The organism is Serratia sp. CY47280, from assembly GCF_052168655.1.
GTDB classification, from domain to species: domain Bacteria; phylum Pseudomonadota; class Gammaproteobacteria; order Enterobacterales; family Enterobacteriaceae; genus Serratia; species Serratia bockelmannii.
Genome location: NZ_JBJNMG010000008.1, coordinates 128,221 through 150,976, shown reverse-complemented (window position 1 = coordinate 150,976; position 22,756 = coordinate 128,221). Strand labels below are relative to the sequence as shown.

Annotated in this window: 21 protein-coding genes; 13 read left to right on the top strand and 8 right to left on the bottom strand. The window is 60.3% G+C overall.

The features are described from left to right. The first annotated feature begins 6 nt into the window (after nucleotides 1-6). The 6 genes from yrfG to ACJ8J4_RS22510 all read left to right on the top strand — a co-directional run bounded on the left by yrfG (nucleotide 7) and on the right by ACJ8J4_RS22510 (nucleotide 4,675). Nucleotides 7-687, top strand: coding sequence for a GMP/IMP nucleotidase (gene yrfG / locus ACJ8J4_RS22535; RefSeq protein ID WP_025304546.1), 681 nt, complete (start codon nucleotides 7-9; stop codon nucleotides 685-687). Further along, entirely contained in the window at nucleotides 684-1,091 is a 408-nt protein-coding gene (hslR, locus tag ACJ8J4_RS22530; RefSeq protein ID WP_025304547.1) for a ribosome-associated heat shock protein Hsp15, read from the top strand. Before yrfG ends, hslR begins: the two co-directional genes overlap by 4 nt. Before the next feature lie 25 nt (nucleotides 1,092-1,116). Continuing rightward, the gene (gene hslO / locus ACJ8J4_RS22525) at nucleotides 1,117-1,995 is read left to right on the top strand and encodes an Hsp33 family molecular chaperone HslO (protein ID WP_043138916.1); all 879 of its coding nucleotides are present in this window, start codon (nucleotides 1,117-1,119) and stop codon (nucleotides 1,993-1,995) included. Nucleotides 1,996-2,189: 194 nt separating this feature from the next. After that, nucleotides 2,190-3,809: a phosphoenolpyruvate carboxykinase (ATP) gene (gene pckA / locus ACJ8J4_RS22520; RefSeq protein WP_043138920.1), complete on the top strand. Its 1,620-nt coding sequence runs from the start codon at nucleotides 2,190-2,192 to the stop codon at nucleotides 3,807-3,809. 126 nt (nucleotides 3,810-3,935) lie between these two features. Further along, on the top strand, nucleotides 3,936-4,199 hold the full coding sequence (locus tag ACJ8J4_RS22515) for a FitA-like ribbon-helix-helix domain-containing protein (protein WP_004930730.1): 264 nt from the start codon (nucleotides 3,936-3,938) through the stop codon (nucleotides 4,197-4,199). After that, nucleotides 4,196-4,675, top strand: coding sequence for a type II toxin-antitoxin system VapC family toxin (locus tag ACJ8J4_RS22510; protein WP_016930378.1), 480 nt, complete (start codon nucleotides 4,196-4,198; stop codon nucleotides 4,673-4,675). Before ACJ8J4_RS22515 ends, ACJ8J4_RS22510 begins: the two co-directional genes overlap by 4 nt. 32 nt (nucleotides 4,676-4,707) lie before the next feature. Here ACJ8J4_RS22510 and envZ read toward each other — a convergent pair whose 3' ends face one another. From envZ to cbpA, 4 genes are all read right to left on the bottom strand, one after another. Then, a complete protein-coding gene (gene envZ, locus ACJ8J4_RS22505; protein WP_015379311.1) occupies nucleotides 4,708-6,078 on the bottom strand; it encodes a two-component system sensor histidine kinase EnvZ in 1,371 nt (456 codons plus the stop codon). Next, on the bottom strand, nucleotides 6,075-6,794 hold the full coding sequence (gene ompR, locus ACJ8J4_RS22500) for an osmolarity response regulator transcription factor OmpR (RefSeq protein ID WP_004709363.1): 720 nt from the start codon (nucleotides 6,792-6,794) through the stop codon (nucleotides 6,075-6,077). The genes envZ and ompR overlap by 4 nt, the downstream gene beginning before the upstream one ends. Before the next feature lie 257 nt (nucleotides 6,795-7,051). After that, nucleotides 7,052-7,357 (bottom strand): chaperone modulator CbpM, encoded by a 306-nt coding sequence (locus ACJ8J4_RS22495; RefSeq protein ID WP_004930739.1) that lies wholly within the window; start codon nucleotides 7,355-7,357, stop codon nucleotides 7,052-7,054. A gap of 5 nt (nucleotides 7,358-7,362) precedes the next feature. Continuing rightward, nucleotides 7,363-8,319, bottom strand: coding sequence for a curved DNA-binding protein (gene cbpA, locus ACJ8J4_RS22490; protein WP_043138927.1), 957 nt, complete (start codon nucleotides 8,317-8,319; stop codon nucleotides 7,363-7,365). A gap of 229 nt (nucleotides 8,320-8,548) precedes the next feature. Here cbpA and greB point away from each other — a divergent pair, with 229 nt between their 5' ends. The 5 genes from greB to ACJ8J4_RS22465 all read left to right on the top strand — a co-directional run bounded on the left by greB (nucleotide 8,549) and on the right by ACJ8J4_RS22465 (nucleotide 14,961). Beyond that, nucleotides 8,549-9,022 carry a transcription elongation factor GreB gene (gene greB, locus ACJ8J4_RS22485; RefSeq protein ID WP_025304551.1) on the top strand — a complete coding sequence of 158 codons (474 nt, stop codon included), beginning with the start codon at nucleotides 8,549-8,551 and terminating at the stop codon, nucleotides 9,020-9,022. A 157-nt stretch (nucleotides 9,023-9,179) separates the two neighbouring features. Continuing rightward, nucleotides 9,180-11,513: a Tex family protein gene (locus ACJ8J4_RS22480; RefSeq protein WP_043138931.1), complete on the top strand. Its 2,334-nt coding sequence runs from the start codon at nucleotides 9,180-9,182 to the stop codon at nucleotides 11,511-11,513. 606 nt (nucleotides 11,514-12,119) lie between these two features. Then, nucleotides 12,120-12,344, top strand: coding sequence for a ferrous iron transporter A (feoA, locus tag ACJ8J4_RS22475; protein ID WP_043139125.1), 225 nt, complete (start codon nucleotides 12,120-12,122; stop codon nucleotides 12,342-12,344). A 62-nt stretch (nucleotides 12,345-12,406) separates the two neighbouring features. Beyond that, nucleotides 12,407-14,722, top strand: coding sequence for a Fe(2+) transporter permease subunit FeoB (feoB, locus tag ACJ8J4_RS22470; protein ID WP_043138936.1), 2,316 nt, complete (start codon nucleotides 12,407-12,409; stop codon nucleotides 14,720-14,722). Further along, on the top strand, nucleotides 14,722-14,961 hold the full coding sequence (locus ACJ8J4_RS22465) for a FeoC-like transcriptional regulator (protein WP_025304555.1): 240 nt from the start codon (nucleotides 14,722-14,724) through the stop codon (nucleotides 14,959-14,961). The genes feoB and ACJ8J4_RS22465 overlap by 1 nt, the downstream gene beginning before the upstream one ends. 41 nt (nucleotides 14,962-15,002) lie before the next feature. Here ACJ8J4_RS22465 and ACJ8J4_RS22460 read toward each other — a convergent pair whose 3' ends face one another. Together ACJ8J4_RS22460 and bioH are read right to left on the bottom strand one after the other, a co-directional pair. After that, entirely contained in the window at nucleotides 15,003-15,287 is a 285-nt protein-coding gene (locus tag ACJ8J4_RS22460; RefSeq protein WP_004930765.1) for a YdgH/BhsA/McbA-like domain containing protein, read from the bottom strand. A gap of 270 nt (nucleotides 15,288-15,557) precedes the next feature. Further along, nucleotides 15,558-16,328 (bottom strand): pimeloyl-ACP methyl ester esterase BioH, encoded by a 771-nt coding sequence (bioH, locus tag ACJ8J4_RS22455; protein WP_025304556.1) that lies wholly within the window; start codon nucleotides 16,326-16,328, stop codon nucleotides 15,558-15,560. Nucleotides 16,329-16,368: 40 nt separating this feature from the next. Between bioH and gntX the strand changes: the two genes are divergently transcribed. Continuing rightward, nucleotides 16,369-17,052 carry a DNA utilization protein GntX gene (gene gntX / locus ACJ8J4_RS22450; protein ID WP_025304557.1) on the top strand — a complete coding sequence of 228 codons (684 nt, stop codon included), beginning with the start codon at nucleotides 16,369-16,371 and terminating at the stop codon, nucleotides 17,050-17,052. 58 nt (nucleotides 17,053-17,110) lie between these two features. After that, entirely contained in the window at nucleotides 17,111-17,686 is a 576-nt protein-coding gene (gene nfuA / locus ACJ8J4_RS22445) for a Fe-S biogenesis protein NfuA (RefSeq protein ID WP_004930777.1), read from the top strand. 184 nt (nucleotides 17,687-17,870) lie between these two features. On the opposite strand, the gene malQ is transcribed toward nfuA, so the two are convergent. Together malQ and malP are read right to left on the bottom strand one after the other, a co-directional pair. Further along, nucleotides 17,871-19,961 (bottom strand): 4-alpha-glucanotransferase, encoded by a 2,091-nt coding sequence (malQ, locus tag ACJ8J4_RS22440; RefSeq protein ID WP_060448471.1) that lies wholly within the window; start codon nucleotides 19,959-19,961, stop codon nucleotides 17,871-17,873. Nucleotides 19,962-19,970: 9 nt separating this feature from the next. Continuing rightward, nucleotides 19,971-22,376 carry a maltodextrin phosphorylase gene (gene malP / locus ACJ8J4_RS22435; RefSeq protein ID WP_025304560.1) on the bottom strand — a complete coding sequence of 802 codons (2,406 nt, stop codon included), beginning with the start codon at nucleotides 22,374-22,376 and terminating at the stop codon, nucleotides 19,971-19,973. Nucleotides 22,377-22,756 lie beyond the last annotated feature (380 nt).

Genomic DNA, 22,756 nt, shown 5'->3' with positions numbered 1-22,756 from the left:
GTTTTTATGGTTCCCGAGTTTGATTGGCCGCAGATCGATACCGTGCTGCTGGATATGGACGGCACCTTGCTGGATCTGGAGTTCGACAGCCACTTCTGGCTCAGCCTGGTGCCGCAAGCGCTGAGCGAAAGGCGCGCCATTCCGTTCGACGAAGCCCGTCATATCATTGAACGGGAATATCAGGCGGTGCAGCACACCATGAACTGGTATTGCTTCGATTACTGGAGCGAGCGGTTGGATCTGGACATCTACCGCATGACCAGCGAAGTCGGTAGCCGCGCGCGGCTGCGCGAAGACACCGAGCCGTTTTTACGGGCGCTGCGCGACGCCGGTCTGCAAACCATTTTGCTGACCAACGCCCATCCGCACAGCCTGGCGGTGAAAATCGAGCATACCGGCCTCGATCGGCACCTTGATTTATTGTTTTCCACCCACACATTTGGTTATCCGAAAGAAGATCAGCGTCTGTGGCAAGCGGTGCAGCAGCACACCGGATTCAACCCGCAGCGCACGCTGTTCGTCGACGACGGCGAGCCGATCCTCGACGCGGCGCGCACTTTCGGCATTCGTTACTGCCTGGGCGTGCAAAACCCGGACTCCAGCACGGCGGAAAAAAGCTTCCAGCGCCATCCGTCGATGCGCGACTACCGTCTGCTGATACCGGCGCTGGCCAAGGGGGAAGCATGAAGGAAAAAGCGACGCGCGACGACGCGGTCCGGCTGGATAAGTGGCTGTGGGCCGCACGCTTCTATAAGACTCGCGCGCTGGCGCGCGAAATGATCGACGGCGGCAAGGTGCATTACAACGGCCAGCGCGGCAAACCGAGCAAGATTGTCGAACTCAATGCCGAGCTTAAGCTGCGGCAGGGCAACGAAGAACGTACGGTGATCGTGCTGGCGCTGACCAGCCAACGCCGCGGTGCCAACGAGGCGCAGCAAATGTATCAGGAAACCGAAGCCAGCATCGCCAACCGCGAAAAAATGGCGCTGGCGCGCAAGATGAACGCGTTGACCATGCCGCATCCGGACCGTCGTCCGGACAAAAAGGAGCGGCGCGACCTGATGAAATTTAAATTTGGTGAGCCGGAATAACCCCTCACCGTAATGAGAGAAGATTATGTCCAACCATGACCAATTGCACCGTTACCTGTTTGAAAACTACGCGGTGCGCGGCGAGCTGGTTACCGTCAGCGAAACCTATCAGCAGATCCTGAACAACCACGATTACCCGGCACCGGTGCAAAAACTGCTGGGCGAGCTGCTGGTCGCCACCAGTCTGTTGACCGCAACCCTGAAGTTCGACGGCGACATCACCGTGCAGCTGCAGGGCGACGGCCCGCTGAAGCTGGCCGTGATCAACGGCAACAACCGCCAGGAGATGCGTGGCGTTGCGCGCACCCAGGCGCCTATCGCCGACGACAGCACCCTGCATCAGATGATCGGCAACGGCGTCATGGTCATCACCATTTCCCCGACGGAAGGCGAGCGCTATCAGGGCGTGGTCGGCCTGGAAGGTGAAACCCTGGCCGAATGCCTGGAAGCCTACTTCCGCCAGTCCGAGCAGCTGCCAACCCGCCTGTTCATCCGCACCGGCGAAGCGCAAGGTAACGCCGCGGCAGCCGGTATGCTGCTGCAGGTGCTGCCGGCGCAGGACGGCAACCTCGATGATTTCGATCATCTGGTGCAACTGACCAACACGGTCAAAAGCGAAGAGCTGTTCGGCCTGCCGGCCAACGAAGTGTTGTACCGCCTGTACCATCAGGAAGAGGTCACCTTGTACGAACCGCAGGACGTGCAGTTCCGCTGCACCTGTTCGCGCCAGCGTTGCGCCGACGCGCTGATGACCCTGCCGACCGATGAAGTGGCGGACATGCTGGAGCAGGACGGCAACATCGACATGCACTGCGACTACTGCGGCAGCCACTATGTCTTTGACCCGGTTGATGTTGCCGCGTTGTATGCGGGTAACACCGGCGAAAGCGACCAGTTGCACTAAGTAACACCTTTTCGGCGGGCGCCCCCGGCGCCCGCCAACGCCCGCCGTTTGCACGTTTGCTTTTTTCCGTGTGCTATCTCTCAGATCGTAACGAAATACCGCCTAAAACGTTAAATATTTGATACCCATCGCGGTTACTCACCGTTAGATCCCTACAATTGCCGCCAGAAATTCTGTGACCAAGGAGTAGTAACATGCGCGTTAAAGGTATAACCCCTCAGGATCTGGCCGCTTACGGCATTCACGACGTTAGCGAAATCGTTCACAACCCGAGCTATGAACTGCTGTTTAAGGAAGAAACAGACCCATCTCTGGAAGGTTTTGAGCGTGGGGTAGTCACCAAGCTGGGTGCCGTCTCCGTCGATACCGGCATCTTCACCGGCCGTTCGCCGAAAGACAAATACATCGTCCGCGACGACATCACCCGCGATACCGTGTGGTGGGCCGATCAGGGCAAAGGCAAAAACGACAACAAACCTCTCAGCCCGGAAGTGTGGGCCGATCTGAAACACCTGGTCACCGAGCAGCTTTCCGGCAAACGTCTGTTCGTGGTGGATACCTTCTGCGGCGCCAACGCTGACTCGCGCCTGAAAGTGCGTTTTATCACCGAGGTGGCCTGGCAGGCGCACTTCGTGAAAAACATGTTCATCCGCCCGAGCGACGACGAGCTGGCTGACTTCGAGCCGGACTTCGTGGTGATGAACGGCGCCAAATGCACCAACCCGAACTGGCAGCAACAAGGCCTGAACTCGGAGAACTTCGTCGCCTTCAACCTGACCGAGCGCATGCAGCTGATCGGCGGCACCTGGTACGGCGGCGAAATGAAGAAAGGCATGTTCTCGATGATGAACTACCTGCTGCCGCTGAAAGGCATCGCTTCGATGCACTGCTCGGCCAACGTGGGCGAGAAAGGCGACGTGGCGGTGTTCTTCGGCCTGTCCGGTACCGGCAAGACCACCCTTTCCACCGATCCTAAGCGTCAGCTGATCGGCGATGACGAGCACGGCTGGGACGACGACGGCGTGTTTAACTTCGAAGGCGGCTGCTACGCCAAGACCATCAAGCTCTCTGAAGAAGCCGAGCCGGACATCTATCACGCCATCAAACGCGACGCGCTGCTGGAAAACGTCACCGTGCTGGCCGACGGCAGCATCGACTTCAACGACGGTTCGAAAACCGAGAACACCCGCGTTTCTTACCCGATCTACCATATCCAAAACATCGTCAAGCCGGTGTCCAAAGCGGGTCACGCCACCAAAGTGATCTTCCTGACCGCCGACGCCTTCGGCGTGTTGCCGCCGGTATCGCGTCTGACCGCCAACCAGACTCAGTATCACTTCCTGTCCGGTTTCACCGCCAAATTGGCCGGCACCGAACGCGGCGTAACCGAGCCAACGCCAACCTTCTCCGCCTGCTTCGGCGCTGCGTTCCTGTCACTGCACCCGACGCAGTACGCCGAAGTGTTGGTGAAACGCATGCAGGCCGCCGGCGCCCAGGCTTACCTGGTCAACACCGGCTGGAACGGCACCGGCAAACGCATCTCGATCAAAGATACACGCGGCATCATCGACGCCATCCTGAGCGGTGAAATCGACAAGGCGGAAACCGTTACCCTGCCAATCTTCGATCTGGCGATGCCGACCGCGCTGCCGGGCGTGAACCCAGAGATCCTCGATCCGCGCAATACCTACGCCAGCCTCGAGCAGTGGCAGGAAAAAGCGCAGGATCTGGCCGAGCGCTTCATCACCAACTTCGACAAATACACCGATACGCCTGCGGGCGCCGCGCTGGTTAGCGCCGGCCCGAAGCTGTAATTCGGTAGCGTTACCTCTTCAGCTAAGGCGCGGATCCCGCGCCTTTTTTTATTTTCATCGATTGCTTTTTAACCAGCAAGGCGAGAAAATAAGTCAATGCAATCATTGATAGCAAAGGAGGTTTAAATGGCGACTATCACCGTCAGAAATCTGGACGACGAAATCAAAGAGCTGCTGCGTATCTCAGCGGCGAAAAACGGCCATTCTATGGAAGAGGAAGCGCGCATGATCCTGAAACAGGCGCTGGTGAAAAAGCCGCCGCGCTATGGATTGGGTACCTGGATGCATCAGCACTTCGCCGAATTCGGCGGCGTTGAGCTGGAGATCCCACCGCGTGACGCCGTGCCGCCACGCATCGTCACCTTTGATGATGAAGATGACAACGCATGATCATTATCGACACCAACGTCATTTCAGAAACGCTGCGTCCCAGCCCGTACTACAACGTCATTAACTGGTTAAATGAAAAGGACAATGACGAGCTCTATCTCAGCGCCATTGTCCTCGCCGAACTGTTCAGCGGCGTCGCCTGCATGCCTGACGGCAAGCGCCAGCGGGATCTCAAGCTGAAATTGGCGGACGCCATTGAATTGAAGTTCGAGGGGCAGATATTGCCGTTTGATGGGCTGTGCGCGATGCAATACGCGGAATTGACGGCAAGGAATCGGCTGCTGGGTAAAGCGATGAGCGTGCCGGATACCCAAATCGCCGCCACCTGCCTGCATTACGGTGCCGCCCTGGCTACCCGCAATACCAAAGACTTCCTCCACTGCGGTATCGAATTAATCGATCCGTGGCAGGCGCCGACCGGCCGCCGGTTGCATGAGGATGCGGCGGAATACTACGTGATGAGCAGAAAGTCCTGACGGGGCCGCAGCGGCGCGGCCCACATCAGAGGTCAGGCGTTTTCCCTGGCCGTTTGATGACCGTTGGTCGACTCTTTTTTCTCCATCGGCAACGGAATATACGCGCGGATCAACAGCCCGCCGCGCTCGCTGGTGCCGATATCCAGTTCGCCGTCATGCGCGTCGATAATACGCTGCACGATCGCCAGCCCCAGACCGGTGCCGCTGGTGCTGCGCGCGCTGTCACCGCGTACGAACGGCTGCAGCAGGTGCTTCAACTCTTCCGGCTTGATACCCGGGCCGTCATCTTCCACCTGGAACCAGCCGCGCTGCAGCTCGCGGCCGCTGCTGACCTTGATCCAGCCGTTGCCGTAACGCGCCGCGTTCACCACCATGTTCACCGCCGCCCGCTTAATCGACAGTGGGTGCACGTTCATCATCAGTTCGCCCGGTGACAACGCGGTTTCAATCACCCGCTCATAACCGCTCTCCGCCGCAACCACCTCGCCCAAAATGGCGTTCAGGTCGCTGCTTTCGGTCGGCATCTCCTGCCCGGTGCGCAGATAATCGATGAACTGCTCGATGATGGCGTTGCACTCTTCGATGTCTTTATTGATCGACTCGGCCAGATAACCGTCTTCGGCGCTCATCATCTCCGTCGCCAGCCGGATACGCGTCAACGGCGTGCGCAGATCATGGCTGACCCCGGCCATCAGCAAGGTGCGATCGTCCGCCAGCTGCTTGACGCCCGACGCCATCTGATTGAATGCGCGAGTCACCGACCGCACTTCGGAAGCCCCATACTCGCGCAGCGGCGGCGGAATAATCCCTTTGCCCACCTGCAGCGCCGCATGTTCCAGCTCCACCAGCGGGCGGTTTTGAATACGAATAAACAGCCAGGCACCGCCGATCGCGAGCAGCATGATCGCCAGCGTATAACGGAACAGCGGAGAGAAGTCGCCCTGATGGATTTCCGTCAGCGGTACGCGCACCCAGATATCGGGTTGCAGCCAGGTTTTCAGCCACACCACCGGGGAGTTCTTGTTCACCTCCACCCGCACATCGGTCGGCCCGCCGAGCTGCTGCGCCATCTGCTGGCTGAGGAACTGGTAGTGCTGCGCCCAGCGCAGGCCGCTCTCCTCCGCCGCCGAGTTGGTGTAGAGAGAAATGCCCAACTCGCGGTAGATCTCACGACGGAACGCCGGCGGCACTTCCAACAGCGTGCCGTCCTCCAGCTGCAGCCGATCGGTCATCAGCATACGCACTTCGTAGGCCAATACCTTGTTGAACTGCTGCAGGCTGGGCAGGATGGCGAAGTTCAGCACCACCAGATAGGTCGTCACCAGGCTGACGAACAGCAAGGTGACGATCAACAACAGGGTTCGGGCAAACGAGCTACGCGGTGAAAAGCGCAATCGCCTCATGCCTTACTGCCGTCCGGGACGAAGACGTAGCCGAGACCCCACACGGTCTGGATATAACGCGGATGCGCCGGATCTTCTTCAACCATACGGCGCAGACGAGAGATCTGCACGTCGATGGAGCGTTCCATGGCGCTGTATTCGCGGCCACGCGCCAGGTTCATCAGCTTATCGCGCGACAGCGGTTCACGCGGGTGGCTGACCAGCGCCTTCAGTACCGCGAACTCGCCGCTGGTCAACGGCATCGGCTCGTCTTCGCGGAACATCTCGCGGGTGCCGAGGTTCAGTTTGAATTTGCCGAAAGCGATCACCGCTTCTTCCTGCGAAGGCGCGCCCGGCAGTTCGTTCGCCTGGCGGCGCAGCACCGCGCGGATACGAGCCAACAGCTCACGCGGGTTGAACGGTTTAGGAATGTAGTCGTCGGCGCCGATTTCCAGCCCCACGATGCGATCGACCTCTTCGCCCTTCGCGGTGACCATAATGATCGGCATCGGGTTGCTCTGGCTGCGCAGGCGGCGGCAGATGGACAGGCCGTCTTCGCCCGGCAACATCAGATCGAGCACCATCAAATGGAAGGATTCACGGGTCAGCAAGCGATCCATTTGCTCAGCGTTGGCAACGCTGCGAACCTGGAAGCCCTGTTCGGTTAAATAACGTTCTAAAAGCGCGCGCAGGCGCATGTCATCATCGACAACCAGGATCTTATGATTCTCTTGCATGGTATTACTCCCAAAGGCTTTATTGCCTGACTCGAATATTGTTAGAAAACCTTGCCATTTGAGACAGCGTTTAATGGTATGTATTCTAGACGAAATTGTTACAAAGCTTATTCTTTTCCCCATTTATCAACAATTTTCAGTGAATGTCGACGGGGGTTCGTCAAAATTTCGCCCTTTATCGGCGCAATGTGGGGCAGCGGCCCAATTTTGTGCAATTTCGCCACCGGGGAAGCGCCCGGTGGCGTTCAGCTGTCGGGTCAGGAGGTCTGCAGGAAACGTGCCAGCTGCCTACGCAGCTGCCGGTTCTCTTGCTGTAGCGCATCAACCCGATCGAGCAGCGTCAGCGCCATGGCGATCCCCGGCCAGTCCAGATCCAGCTCGGCCCGCAGCCTGCGCGCGCGCTGCAGATGGCTCAGCGCCGGATAATCAAACTCCCAGCGCGGCTGCGCCGGCTCCAGCGGCACGATAACGCCCAGGCCGACGATCTCGACCAGCTCGTCCTCGGAAATCTCCACTCGCTGACACAGCTCCACCACGGTGAATGTGATCTCTTTCTTCATCATGTGCTTTACTCCCATTCCGCGCGCGGGTTGAACGCCGCCTGTTCAGCCAGCTCTCGCCACAGGGCGCTGGCCTTCTCGTTCGGCTTCGGCGGCATCACCACCTTGAGAATGACATACAGATCGCCGGGCTCTTTCTTGCCCGCCAGCCCTTTGCCTTTGACCCTCAGCCGTTTGCCGCTCTGGCTGCCGGCCGGCACGGTCAGCGCGATTTTTCCGGTCAGCGTCGGCACCTCGATGCTGGCACCCAGTGCCGCTTCCCACGGAGCGAGCGGCGCCACGATGCTCAGGTTGTGGCCATCTATCTCAAACAGCGGGTGCGGCGCGAGGCGGATGACCAGATACAGATCGCCGTTTTGGCCGCCGCCCACGCCGGCAACGCCCTGCCCCTTGAGGCGAATGCGCTCGCCGTCGCCCACGCCGGCCGGGATTTTCACGTTCAACGTTTTGTTGGCTTCGCTCACCTGCCGCCCCAGCTCGTCATACACCGGCAGCGTATAGGAGATCTCGCGGCTTTGGCCATGCAGCGTTTCCTCGAGGAACAGCGGCACCTCCATCTCCAGATCCTGGCCGCGGAAGCCATGCCCGCCGTGCGAGTGCGAAGCGGAACGGTGCCCGCCCGCCGCACGCCCGCCGAACATGCTCTCGAAGAAGTCGGAGAAGTCTTGCGCGTCGGCGCCGTGCCATGAAGCGCTCTGCTGATAGCCGCCGTGATCGCCGCGCGCCTGGCGGCCAAAGTTCGGATCGTTGCGGTGCAGCCGGATCTGATCGTACTCGGCGCGGCGCTCGTCGTCCTTCAGCACCTCATAGGCTTCGGCCAGCTCCTTGAACTTGCTCTCGGCGTCGTCTTCAGTGCTCACGTCAGGGTGATATTTACGCGCCAGCCGGCGGTAGGCCGTTTTGATGGTTTTCAGATCGGCGTTGGGCTCAACGCCCATCGTGGCGTAGTAATCTTTAAATTCCATGCGGTAATACCTTCAATGTGTTGGGTTGTGCGCCAAAATTCCTTGTCTCTCTCGCCAGATATCCTCCTTCGTCACATTCCTTTTCCGCTATCGCTAAGCATACTCCCGATTGTTAAAAGCTGCGCAAACTGAATAAAAACCGTGCGACAAGGCGCAGGCCCGCGCGCCATTTCTAAAGCCCCCCGCATTCACGTACACTGTGGCGGTGGCCCCATAAAGATAAATCACGATGAGAACTCAACTGATAACCCGTGAAGGGTATGACAAGCTCAAACAAGAGCTGGATTACCTATGGCGTGAAGAGCGCCCCGAGGTGACCAAAAAAGTGACCTGGGCCGCCAGCCTGGGCGACAGAAGCGAAAACGCCGACTACCAGTACAACAAGAAGCGGCTGCGCGAAATTGACCGCCGCGTCCGCTATCTGACCAAATGCCTGGAGCAGTTGAAGATCGTCGATTACTCCCCGCAGCAGGAAGGCAAGGTGTTCTTCGGTGCCTGGGTGGAGGTGGAGAATGACGACGGCGAGACCAAACGCTTTCGCATCGTCGGTTACGACGAGATTTTCGGCCGCAAGGATTACATCTCCATCGATGCGCCGATGGCGCGCGCCCTGCTGAAAAAAGAGGTCGGGGACATCGCCACCGTCAATACGCCGCTGGGCGAGGCACAGTGGTACGTAAATGAGATAAACTACCCGAAGTAAGCTTTCAGCTTTTTCCGAACCGCCGCCAACGCCGCCGCCTGAGCTGTTCTCCACGCCGCGGCCGCGCGGCGGCGGCCCGCTCCACTGGCATTTTCCGCGATCAATCCGTATAACTGTCCCCTGTTTATTCACCGTTCTCAATACAGATACCAGACCTATGAATGACCCACTGAGCCGCATTATTGCAACAGAACTGCAGGCCCGGCCGGAGCAAGTCGACTCCGCCATCCGTCTGCTGGATGAAGGTAATACCGTGCCCTTTATTGCACGCTATCGTAAGGAAGTCACCGGGGGCCTGGACGACACCCAACTGCGCCAGCTGGAAACCCGCCTGGGTTATCTGCGTGAACTGGAAGATCGTCGTCAGACCATCCTGAAGTCGATCGATGAACAGGGCAAACTGACCGAACAGCTGGCGGGGGCGATCAACGCCACGCTGAGCAAGACCGAACTCGAAGACCTCTACCTGCCGTACAAACCGAAGCGCCGCACCCGTGGCCAGATCGCCATCGAAGCCGGTCTGGAACCGCTGGCGGACACGCTGTGGCAGGATCCGCAACAGCAGCCGGAACAGCTGGCTGAACGCTACGTCGACGCCGACAAGGGCGTGGCGGACGTGAAAGCCGCCCTCGACGGCGCGCGCTATATCCTGATGGAGCGCTTCGCCGAAGACGCCGCGCTGCTGGCCAAGGTGCGCGACTACCTGTGGAAAAACGCCCATCTGGTGTCCAAAGTGGTCGAGGGCAAGGAAGACGAAGGCGCCAAGTTCCGCGACTACTTCGATCACCACGAACCGATTTCCCAGGTGCCTTCGCACCGCGCGCTGGCAATGTTCCGCGGCCGCAACGAAGGTGTGCTGCAGCTGGCGCTGAACGCCGATCCGCAATTTGAGGAAGCGCCGCGCGAAAGCCAGGCGGAGCTGATCATCATCAATCACCTCAACCTGCGCCTGAACAACGCCCCGGCCGACGCCTGGCGTAAGGCGGTGGTCAACTGGACCTGGCGCATCAAGGTGCTCCTGCACCTGGAAACCGAGCTGATGGGCACGGTGCGCGAACGCGCGGAAGACGAAGCGATCAACGTGTTCGCCCGCAACATGCATGATCTGCTGATGGCCGCGCCGGCCGGCATGCGCGCCACCATGGGCCTCGATCCAGGCCTGCGCACCGGGGTGAAAGTCGCCGTGGTCGACGCGACCGGTAAACTGGTGGCCACCGACACCGTCTATCCGCACACCGGGCAAGCGGCCAAAGCCGCCGCCATCGTCGCGGCGCTGTGCATCAAACACAATGTAGAGCTGGTGGCCATCGGCAACGGCACCGCTTCGCGTGAGACCGAGCGTTTCTATCTCGACCTGCAAAAGCAGTTCAGCGACGTCCGGGCGCAGAAAGTGATCGTCAGCGAAGCGGGCGCATCGGTGTACTCCGCGTCCGAACTGGCGGCGCTGGAATTCCCGGATCTCGACGTGTCGCTGCGCGGCGCGGTATCCATTGCCCGTCGCCTGCAGGATCCGCTGGCGGAGCTGGTGAAGATCGATCCGAAATCCATCGGCGTCGGCCAGTATCAGCACGACGTCAGCCAGAGCCAGTTGGCGAAGAAGCTGGATTCGGTGGTGGAAGACTGCGTGAACGCCGTCGGCGTCGATCTGAACACCGCATCGGTACCATTGCTGACCCGCGTGGCCGGCCTGACACGCATGATGGCGCAGAACATCGTCAACTGGCGCGACGAGAACGGCCGCTTCAGCAACCGTGAACAGCTGCTGAAAGTCAGCCGTCTGGGGCCGAAGGCCTTCGAACAGTGCGCCGGCTTCCTGCGCATCAACCACGGCGACAACCCGCTGGATGCCTCCACCGTTCACCCGGAAGCCTACCCGGTGGTGCAGCGCATCCTGGCCGCCACCGAGCAGGCGCTGCAGGACCTGATGGGCAACGCCTCGGCGGTGCGCAGCCTGAAAGCGGTCGATTTCACCGACGACAAGTTCGGCGTGCCGACGGTCACCGACATCCTGAAAGAGCTGGAGAAGCCGGGCCGCGACCCGCGTCCGGAGTTCAAAACCGCCACCTTTGCCGAAGGCGTGGAAACCCTCAACGATCTGCAGCCGGGGATGATCCTGGAAGGGTCGGTCACTAACGTCACCAACTTCGGCGCCTTCGTGGATATCGGCGTGCATCAGGATGGCCTGGTGCACATCTCCTCGCTGGCGGACAAGTTCGTCGAAGATCCGCACACCGTGGTGAAGGCCGGCGACATCGTCAAAGTGAAGGTGATGGAAGTCGATCTGCAGCGTAAACGCATCGCGCTGAGCATGCGCCTGGATGAGCAACCGGGCGAAGGTTCACCGCGCCGCGGCGGCAACGCGCCGGCACAGGCACGCGACAACGCCAACCGTTCGGCAGGCGGCAACAAGGCCAAACCGCGCAATGCGGCGCCGGCCGGCAACAGCGCCATGGGCGACGCGCTGGCGGCGGCATTCGGCAAGAAACGCTAAGTCAGAGCCAATAGGGCGGAGCCTACTCCGCCCTTTCTGATGAAGAAAACTTGCTGCATTTCTTGACCCGTCTCAATAAACCATCATCTTTTTATTTCCCGTTCCTGCGTGACCGCCCTCCCATTATTCAGGCAACAAAAATGCCTTCTGCAGCCATTTATTAACAACTCCGTTAACACGCATTTTTCATCTCGCGAATTGTGAGAGAAACACAAATGGTTACCGCTCGCATTACGGTGGAATAATGTTATCGAATTGCCTTTCAGCGGAAATAAATAAAGGGAAAAAGCCATCGATATTTGCAAACGAGAAAACTCGGCTACAAATACGTAACTGATTTAACTCGCCATTCTCATTTGTTCCCAAGTGCAAGCAGTGATAAAACATCGTTAATCAAGACAACGCCATTAAAAACTGCCGTCACCATAATAATTGGTTACAATACCCTTACTTTTTGTATTGAACGCGATAATGATAATTACTATTATTTGCGCTTACTTTATTGCATGACCTTATGGATGAATACCGCCGACGGCGTGGCATTTTCGCCGGCAACGTCCAATTATCATCAGCCCGATGTTCATCGGCACCCGGAAGGTTAATCACATGCAGCTTCAACCTAAACGCACGTATAAGATTGTCGGCTTTTCCGGTGAAATTGCGCCGGCCTACCGCCAGAAATTGTTATCGCTCGGCATGCTGCCTGGCTCTTCATTCGACGTAGTGCGCGTCGCGCCACTGGGCGATCCGATAGAAATTAAAACTCGCCGCGTCAGCCTGGTGCTGCGCAAGAAGGATCTGGCGCTGCTGCAGCTCGACGGCCAGCCCTGACCTCCGTTTGCCGACGCGCTCTTGCGCCGGCGCTGTTCTCCTTGAAGACGACACGCTGAACTATGAAAAAACTCACCATCGGCTTAATCGGTAACCCGAACTCCGGCAAAACCACGCTGTTCAACCAGCTGACCGGCGCACGCCAACGGGTCGGCAACTGGGCGGGCGTGACGGTCGAACGCAAAGAAGGCCATTTCACCACCCCGCAGTCCGACGTGCGGCTAGTCGATTTGCCCGGCACCTACTCCCTGACCACCATTTCAGAGCAAACGTCGCTCGATGAGCAGATCGCCTGCCATTACATTTTGAGCGGCGACGCCGATCTGCTGATCAACGTGGTCGACGCCTCCAACCTGGAGCGCAACCTCTACCTGACGCTGCAATTGCTGGAGCTGGGCATCCCCTGCATCGTGGCGCTGAACATGCTCGACATCGCCAAAAGCCAGCATATCGATATCGACGTCGCCGCGCTGTCGGCGCGCCTCGGCTGCCCGGTAGTACCGATGATCTCCACCCGCGCCGACGGCATCGGCGTGCTGAAACAGATGATCGACAATCATCGCATCAACGAACAGCAGGCGCTGGTGAACTACCCGCCGTTGCTGCTGAAAGCGGTCGCCACGCTAAGCGACGCCATGCCGCAAACGCTGCCGGCGGTGCAACGCCGCTGGCTGGCATTGCAGATGCTGGAGGGCGACATCTACAGCCACCGGCTGGCCGGTCCCGCCGTCGCGCTGCTGCCTGCGGCCATTCAGACGTTGCAACAGCAGGAGCAAGAAGACCCGGCGCTGGTGATCGCCGACGCGCGCTACCAGTCTATCGCCACCCTGAGCGACGCGGTCAGCAACTCGCAGCAGGCGATGCCCAACCGCCTGACCGATATGCTGGATAAAGTGATCCTCAACCGCTGGCTGGGCGTGCCGATTTTCCTGTTGGTGATGTACCTGATGTTCCTGCTGGCGATCAATATCGGCGGCGCGCTGCAGCCGATCTTCGATATCGGCTCGGCGGCGATCTTCATTCAGGGCATTCAGTGGCTCGGCTACACCCTGCACTTCCCCGGCTGGCTGACCGTATTCCTGGCGCAGGGCGTCGGCGGCGGCATCAACACCGTGCTGCCGCTGGTGCCGCAGATCGGCATGATGTACCTGTTCCTGTCATTCCTGGAAGACTCCGGCTACATGGCGCGCGCGGCGTTCGTGATGGATCGCCTGATGCAGGCGCTCGGGCTGCCGGGCAAATCCTTCGTGCCGCTGATCGTCGGCTTCGGTTGCAACGTGCCGTCCATCATGGGCGCCCGTACGCTGGACGCCCAGCGCGAGCGCCTGATCACCATCATGATGGCGCCGTTCATGTCGTGCGGCGCCCGTCTGGCGATCTTCGCGGTGTTCGCCGCCGCCTTCTTCGGCCAGGACGGCGCTGGGGTGGTGTTCTCGCTATACATGCTCGGCATCGCGGTGGCGATCCTGACCGGCCTGGTACTCAAATATACCCTCATGCGCGGCGAAGCCTCACCGTTCGTTATGGAGCTGCCGGTTTACCACGTGCCGCACCTGAAAAGCCTGCTGCTGCAAACCTGGCAGCGGTTGAAAGGCTTCGTGTTGCGCGCCGGTAAGGTGATCGTGGTAGCCAGCATATTCATCGGCGGCCTGAACAGCTTCTCGTTCAGCGGCAAAACGGTCGACAACATCAACGACTCCGCGCTGGCTTCGGTCTCCAAGGTGCTGACGCCGTTGCTGCAGCCGATGGGCGTCCACAGCGATAACTGGCAGGCCACCGTCGGTCTGGTGACCGGCGCGATGGCGAAAGAAGTGGTGGTCGGCACGCTGAATACGCTGTATACCGCCGAGCACATCAACAAAGAGGCGTTCGACGCCGCCAACTTCAACCTGCTCGATGAGCTGGGCGGCGCGCTGCAGGAAACCTGGGACGGCCTGAAAAATACCTTCAGCCTGAGCGTGCTCTCCAACCCGATCGAAGCCAGCAAGGGCGACGGCGAGATGGGCGTCGGTTCGATGGGCGTGATGAGCAGCAAATTCGGCTCCGGCATTTCCGCCTACAGCTACCTGATCTTCGTGCTGCTGTACGTGCCTTGCGTTTCGGTGATGGGCGCCATCGCACGTGAATCAAGCCGCGGCTGGATGACCTTCTCTATCCTGTGGGGGCTGGACGTGGCCTACTCGCTGGCGACGCTGTTCTATCAGGCGGCGACCTTCAACCAACACCCGCAGTACAGCCTGACGGCGATCCTGGCGGTGGTGCTGGTGAACCTGCTGGTGCTGTTCGGCCTGCGCCGGGCACGCAGCCGCGTCACGGTGCGCCTGGGCAACGCCACGCCGGCGGCCTGTTGCCAGAGCGCCAAAGGGAGCTGTCACTGATGGCCAGGCTGCTGCAGGTGCGCGATGCGCTGGCGCTGCGCGGCAGCGCCCAGGCGCAGCAGCTCAGCCAATCGCTGGCGACGCCGTTGCCGCTGGTGCAGGCGATGCTGGATCGTTTGACGGCAATGGGGAAAGTGGAACGTATCGAACAGGATGGCGGCGCCTGTCTGAGCGGCAGTTGCAAAAGCTGCCCGCAGGGCCAGGGATGCAGCACGGTGTTCTACCGGCTGAAGGCCTGACGATCAGGGGCGCCGCAGCGGCGCCCCTTGCCATTCAAGGCTTATTGCTTGTCTTTGTAAACTTCGGCGATGGCGCTGAATTTACCGTGTTCGCGGCCCGCCAGGATCACGTAGTATTGACCGCCCTTTTCGTCTGCCAGTTTGGACAGCTCTTCCTTGGCATCCATCGGTGACGTGGTTTCCGCCGTCGTGGTGACGGTGCCGATCTTCTCGTATTTACCCGGATTCTTATCCAGATCTTCCTTGGTCAGCAGGGTTGCCGCCATGGAGCCGAAAGACACCGAACCCAGCACTGCCGCTGCAATAATCATCTTCAATGATTTCATGACACTAACCTCTCAATGGATAATTTATCTGTTATGAAAGCCGTCAAGGATCCATGCGTAGTACCGCAGGCTGCCGCGACATCCTCAGGCCTCGTTGCTTTCCCTGACGGGGCCTGTTTCCCAGAGACGAAACGCCAAAATGAAAATCGCCGCACGCGGTCTTTTCATTTTGCAGCCAACGCATTGACTCACTAAGTATTGAACAGCTTTGTCTTTTATCCACCCGGCGGCGTTTTTTTTCGCGCTCTATCGTGCGTTTTCACGCTGCATTCAATGTGCTGCAATAAACGCTTCGATCATCGTCACAAATTCATCGGGATGAGAGATAAATGGCGCATGGGCGGCTTTGGCCACGATCTGCGACGTAGAGTTCGGCCAGTCGGCGTCGAGCAGCTCGGCGACCTTGCGCGGCACCAGCCCGTCCAGATAGCCGTAGATCCGCAGCAGCGGCAGCGTCAACTCCGCCAGCGGTGCACGCAGATCGGCTGTGCGCAAGATCTCCAGCCCACCGTTCAGCACCTCGACGCTCGGCGTCGGTTGGTTGAGCACCACCGCTTTCAGTTGGCGCGCATCCTGACGCGCGCTCTCGGTGCCCAGCGTCTGCAGCGCCAGAAAACGCTCGACGGTGCGCTGGAAATCCAGGCTCAGCTGATGCTGGAAACCGCTCAGCACGTCCGGGCGGATCCCCGGCCACTCATCGCGGGCGGCAAAGCACGGCGAGGAGGCTACGGTGATAAGCCCCTTGACTCGCTCGGGCTGCATCAGCGCCGCCTGGCTGGCCACCAGCCCACCGAGCGACCAGCCAAGCCACCAGGACTGCGGCGGGGCAGCCGCCAGCACGATTTCCGTCATCTGCTCCAGCGACAGGGCACCGAACCCCTGGCTACGGCCGTACCCCGGCAGATCGACCAGGTGCAGGCGAAAATGCGGCGTCAGTCGCGCCTGAATGCAACTCCACACTTCGGCGTTCAATCCCCAGCCGTGCAGCAGCACAAGATCGCGTTCGCCTTCGCCTATTGTTTGCCAGTACAGCGCTGTCATTGGTTATTGTCCTTTCATACTTATCCGTCACGGAGACGCTATGCTATCAATCCGCAGCCGTTGTTGGCTATGCCGACAACCGTTGAGCCTGATCCGTCATGGCATCTGCAGCTGTTGCCTGCGTCATCTGCCGGCCCACCCGCCGTGTTGCCCGCGCTGCGGATTGCCCGCCGGGAAGACGCGAACGCCCTGCGGCCGCTGCCTGCAACGGCCACCGCCCTGGCAACGGCTGGTGTTCGTCGGCGACTACGTTGCGCCCCTCAGCCAACTGGTAAAAAGGTTCAAGTTCCACCGCGCGCCCGAGCTGGCGCCGACGCTAGCGCGCCTGATGTTGTTGCGGTGGCAGCAGGCGCGCAGAGAGCAGTATCTGAACAGACCCGACCTGATTTTAGCGGTACCCTTGTATGCAACACGCTGCTGGCACCGTGGTTATAACCAGAGCGATCTGTTGGCCCGGCCGCTGGCGCGCTGGCTGGGCTGCACCTATCAGCCCGCCGCCTTGCGCCGGGTGCGCAAAACCGCCCCGCAACAGCGGCTGAGCGCCGGGGTACGCAGGCGCAATCTGCAACGCGCGTTCGTTTGCGTGGCATCGGTCGCCGGCCGGCATATCGCCCTGGTGGATGACGTGGTGACCACCGGCAGCACCGTCGCGCAGATAGCGGCGCTGCTGCAGCGGCAAGGCGCCGCCTCGGTGCAGATATGGTGCATTTGCCGCACGTTGTAGTGCCACGGCAATGGGCGTATTATAACCGACTATAGAAGTCAACTATTGAGCTAATGCTATGATCCGTATAACAGATGCTGCACAGGAACACTTTGCCAAACTGCTGGCAAATCAAGAAGAAGGCACCCAAATCCGCGTATTCGTGATCAACCCGGGCACGCCGACGGCCGAATGCGGTGTCTCTTATTGCCCGCCGGACGCGGTAGAAGCGACGGATACCGAACTGAAGTTCGACAAACTGTCCGCCTATGTCGATGAGCTGAGCGCGCCGTATCTGGAAGACGCCGAAATCGACTTCGTGACCGACCAACTGGGTTCTCAGCTGACGCTGAAAGCGCCAAACGCCAAAATGCGCAAGGTCGATGACGACGCGCCGCTGATGGAGCGCGTGGAATACGTGCTGCAGTCGCAGATCAACCCACAGCTGGCGGGCCACGGCGGCCGCGTAACGCTGATGGAGATCACCGACGACAACATGGCGATCCTGCAGTTCGGCGGCGGTTGCAACGGTTGTTCGATGGTCGACGTCACGCTGAAAGAAGGCATCGAGAAAGAGCTGCTGCAGAAATTCCCGGAGCTGAAAGGCGTGCGTGACCTGACCGAGCACCAGCGCGGCGAGCACTCCTACTATTGATACCCTTCTTACTTGAAGTTGCAGCGTTGTTGGCCGCATGCGCGCACCCCAGTCACTTACTTAAGTAAGCTCCTGGGGATTTACGCACTTGCCGCCTAGCTGCAACTCCAATTAATTCGGGTATCCGTCATTTGGATGGGACTAAAGTTCTCGTCCTTTGACTTAATACAACGACACCTCATCGTCACCCCACCGACACCTTGCGGCGCCGCTTGTCCAAATCCTTCAGTAAGCGGTTTATGTGCGGGTCGGCAAACATCTCCTCCAGCGTCTGGGTCAGCTTGCGCCGCCAGTTAGGGTACTGATCGCTGGTACCGGGAATATTGACCGGATCGGCCATATCCAGCCAGTCTTCCGGCTGCAGGCCGAGCAAGGCGCTGGCGCTGTCGGCGACATAGCGCTGTAGGCCGCGGTTGAGCAGCGGGCTCATGCCGAGCAGCGCTGCCTTCTTGCCCACCTTCTGCGGCACGCAGCCATAACGATGCAATCCATCCAGCAGCCCCTGCTTGGCGCGTTCCCGATCGGCGAACAGCGCCCGCAGGATCTCCGCGTCCGGGTAAAGACCCAGCCGGTTGCCGAGCGTTAGATCGTCGCTTTGCCAGTAGCCGCGCAGCGTCGGCAGATCATGGGTGGTGATGGTCGCCATCGCCTGCACCGGATAGGCCTGCGGCGCGCGGAAATGGTGTTCACCGTCGCTTTCGAAATAGAGCACTTTGTAGGAATAGACGCCGCTGTCGCGCAGCTTGCCGACGATTTCCACCGGCACCGTGCCGAGATCCTCGCCGATCACCATGCAACGGTGGCGCTGGCTTTCCAGCGCCAACACCGCCAGCAGATCGTCCACCGGGTATTTGACGTAGGCGCCGCGATCGGCGGTTTCGCCATACGGGATCCACCACAGCCGCAGCAGCGCCATGACGTGATCGATGCGCAGCGCGCCGCAGTTGGTCATGTTGGCGCGCAAAAGATCGATAAACGGCTGGTACCCGCGTGCCGCCATCACGTGTGGATCCATCGGCGGCAGGCCCCAGTTTTGCCCCAGAGGCCCCAGAATATCCGGCGGTGCCCCGACCGACGCTTTCAGGCAGTACAGTTCGCGGTCACACCAGGTTTCCGCCCCGCCTTCCGCCACCCCGACCGCCAGATCGCGATACAGGCCAATCGGCATCTGCTGCTGCCGGCTCTGGTCAAAACACTGCGCGAACTGCGTGGCCGCCAGCCACTGCAGCCACAGGTAAAAGCGGACCGCGTCCTGATGTTCGGAGCAGAACAGCCGTACCGCTTCGCTCTGCCCCTGCCGATAGCGCTCTGGCCAGGCCGGCCAGCCCCACTGGTGGGCATCTTTGGCCGCCAGATGGGCATGCAGCGCGTCGAACGCCGCCTGCTGATACAGGCTGTCGCCGCCCTCGCTGACGAACTGTTCGAACGCCTGACGCTGCCCGTCGTTTGGCTTGCGCGCCTGAAACAGCGGAAACGCCAGCTTCAGCGCCGCCAGCTTCAGCTGCATCACGGCGGTGTAATCCACCCACTCCGCGGCGCGCGCCTTGGCCAGCTGCTTCTGCGTCGCCGGCTTCTGCCACCAGCGCTGCGCCGCATCGCTGCGCTGGAAATCCTCCACCGCGTTGACGTCGATATACGCCAGATTCAGCCAGCGGCGCGACGAGGGGCTGTAAGGGCTGGCGCTCTCCGGATTAGCCGGATACAGCGCATGGATCGGGTTAAGGCCAACGAAGGCGCCGCCGCGCTCCCCCACCTGCTCCACCATCAGACGCAGATCGCCGAAATCGCCGATGCCCCAGTTGCGATCGGAGCGCAGCGTATACAGCTGAACGCAAGCGCCCCACAGCTTCTTACCGGTCAGCAAGGCGTCCGGCTCGAAGCAGCGTCTCGGCGCGACGATCAGCCGGCATGGCCACTGCTGCTCGCCCTGGCTCAGCGTCAATTGGTGGTAACCCACCGGCAGATCGCCGGGCAGCGTCAGCGTCTTGCGCGCGCCGATGCGCCCCTGCAGGCATTCGCCGTCTTCACGTTGCAGCGCCCACAGGTACTCGCCTTCGCCCGCCGGGGTCAGCGCCAGCGGCGCGCCCTGATAGAACACCTTGACCGCCGGTAACGGCGGCGCCGCTCCTTCCTGCTCGGCATCGGTTCGGTTCATGGCCGCCAGCAGCTTGCGCTTGGTCTGCGGTTCAATCGCCTGCCGCTTGCCGTGGGCATTGATGAAATCGGCGGCGATCCCCGCCTGCGCTGCCGCCTGATCGATACGCTTGCGATCCATTCGCTCTCCTTAACGTTTGGCTTGCCAGATACGCTGCTGGTAATCGCGGATCGAGCGATCCGAGCTGAACATGCCGACGCGCGCGGTGTTAAGGATAGTCCGCCGCGTCCATTCGTCCCGATCGCGATACAGCTCGTCGACCCGGCGCTGCGCCTGGCAGTACGAGGCAAAGTCCGCCAGCACCAGGTAGGGATCGCCGCCTTCCAGCAGGCTGTGCAGCATCATGTCGAACGCGTGCTTGTCGCCGTGGCTGAAGGTGCCGCTCGCCAGCTCGTCCAGAATCGCCTTCAGGTGCTTGTCTTTCTTGCGGTAGCTGAGCGGATCGTAACCCTTCGCCACTATCGCCTTCACCTGCTCCACGGTATTGCCGAAGATAAAGATATTGTCTTCGCCCACCTGCTCGGCGATTTCGACGTTGGCGCCGTCCAGCGTGCCGACCGTCAGCGCGCCGTTCAACGCCAGCTTCATGTTGCCGGTGCCGGAGGCCTCTTTGCCGGCGGTGGAGATCTGTTCGGAGATATCCGCCGCCGGGATCATCAGTTCGGCCACCGACACGCGGTAGTCAGGGATGAACGCCACTTTCAGGCGATCTTTCACCAACGGATCGTTATTGATCTTCTCGGCCGCCTGATTGATGGCGTAGATGATGTTCTTCGCCAGGTAGTAGCCCGGCGCCGCCTTGGCGCCGAACAGGAAGACGCGCGGCACGATGTCCAGGTTGGGGTTGTCGCGCAGCTGACGATACAGCGACAGGATGTGCAGCAGGTTCAGGTGCTGGCGTTTGTACTCGTGCAGACGCTTGATCTGCACGTCGAAGATCGCGTCCGGGTCAAGTGTCAGCCCCATTACGCCGTGTACGTAATGGGCCAGCGCCACCTTGTTGTCGCGTTTGATCTGCTGATAACGCTGGCGGAACGCCGCGTCGTCGGCGAATTTTTCCAGCCCGCGCAGCGCGTCGAGATCGCTCGCCCACTCCACCTTCAGCGTCTCGTCGATCAGGCCCGACAGCGCCGGGTTGCACTGTTTCAGCCAGCGGCGCGGCGTGATGCCGTTGGTGACGTTATGGAATTTGTTCGGCCACAGCTGGTGATATTCCGGGAACAGATCTTTCACCACCAGATCCGAATGCAGCTGCGCCACGCCATTGACCGCAAAGCCACTGACCACGCACAGGTTGGCCATGCGCACCTGCTTGTCATGGTGCACCGCCAGTTTGGCCCACACCGCCTCGTCGCCCGGCCAGTGCTTATCCACCAATTTTTTAAACCTGGCGTTGATCTGTTTGATGATGGAGAAATGGCGCGGCAGCAGGCTGCGCACCAGTTTTTCATCCCAGCACTCCAGCGCTTCCGGCATCAGGGTGTGGTTGGTATAAGCGAAAGTGTTGCTGGTGATCGCCCAGGCCGCCTCCCACTCCAGCTGGTGCTCGTCCAGCAGAATGCGCAGCATTTCCGGAATGGCGATGGTCGGGTGGGTGTCGTTCAGCTGGATCACTTCGTACTTCGGCAGCTCTTCAATCTTGCGGCCAGCCTGATGGTGCTTGCGCAAAATGTCCGCCACCGAGCAGGCGCACTGGAAATACTGCTGCATCAGGCGCAGGCGCTTGCCGGCCTGATGGTTGTCGTTCGGGTAAAGCACCTTGGTCAGCTTGTCGGCTTCTACGCCCTGCTTCTCCGCCTGCAAGAATTTGCCGTCGTTGAAATCGCTCAGGTTGAACGGATGCTGATGGGTCGCCTGCCACAGGCGCAGCGGCTGCGCCACGCCGTTGCGATAGCCCAGCACCGGCAGATCCCAGGCTTCGCCGCGCAGGGTGAAGGCCGGGCGCCACCGTTCGCGGCCGTCGGCCTGCTTTTCCAGCTTGCCGCCGATGCCCACGTCCACCGCCAGCGCGGCGTTGTGGCGGAACCACGGATAGCTCTCGCGTTGCCAGTTATCCGGCGCCTCTTGCTGTTGCCCTTCGCGGAACGACTGGCGGAACAGCCCGTACTGGTAATTCAGCCCATAGCCGGTGGCCGGTTGCTCCACCGTTGCCATCGAGTCGAGGAAACAGGCCGCCAGACGCCCCAGCCCGCCGTTGCCCAGCGCCGGATCGGTTTCCTGCTCCAGCAAATCCGCCAGCTTGACGTTCTGCTCGGCCAGCGCCTGCTCGACGGTGTCGTACCAGCCCAGGTTGATCAGGTTGTTCGCCGTCAGCCGGCCGATCAGAAACTCCATCGAGATGTAGTTCACGTGGCGCAGAGATTTGGCGCTTTTGCGCGGCGCTGGCTGTGCGGCCAGCTGCTCGGCCAGCGCCGCACTGACGGCTTCCCACCATTGATGTTGCGTCATCTGCTGTGCGGAACTGAGGCCGAACCGTTGCCACTGACGGGCGAGCGCCGCCAGAAAAGCATCCTTCTTGAGCGTAGGCTGTGACATAAGGAAAACTCTCTATCCAGTAAGTGGGTCAAATTGCCGCTATCGTGCCGGTGAGAAAGCCTGACGGCATCATCCCGCCTGGGGATTAGCTGGGGAGGAGGATTGGGGCGTAGCTGGAATTGTGATCTCAGGCACTGTTTGACTCCCTTGCAACGATGCAAAAAAGCCCGCCAACGCGTGCGGCGAGCACTGAGAACGTTAACCATGACGTTAGCACAAGTATTCGCGCTGCTGAAGTTTTGTCCATGGCCGGAAATGCGATCCGCGACCGCATCGCCGCGCGCCGGCGCCAAACGTAAAAAAGTGTGATCAATAGCAACTTAACTCCAAGCCGATGCGGAAGCTTGTTGCAATACGTTTAGGGTTGGCAGAAGTTAGGG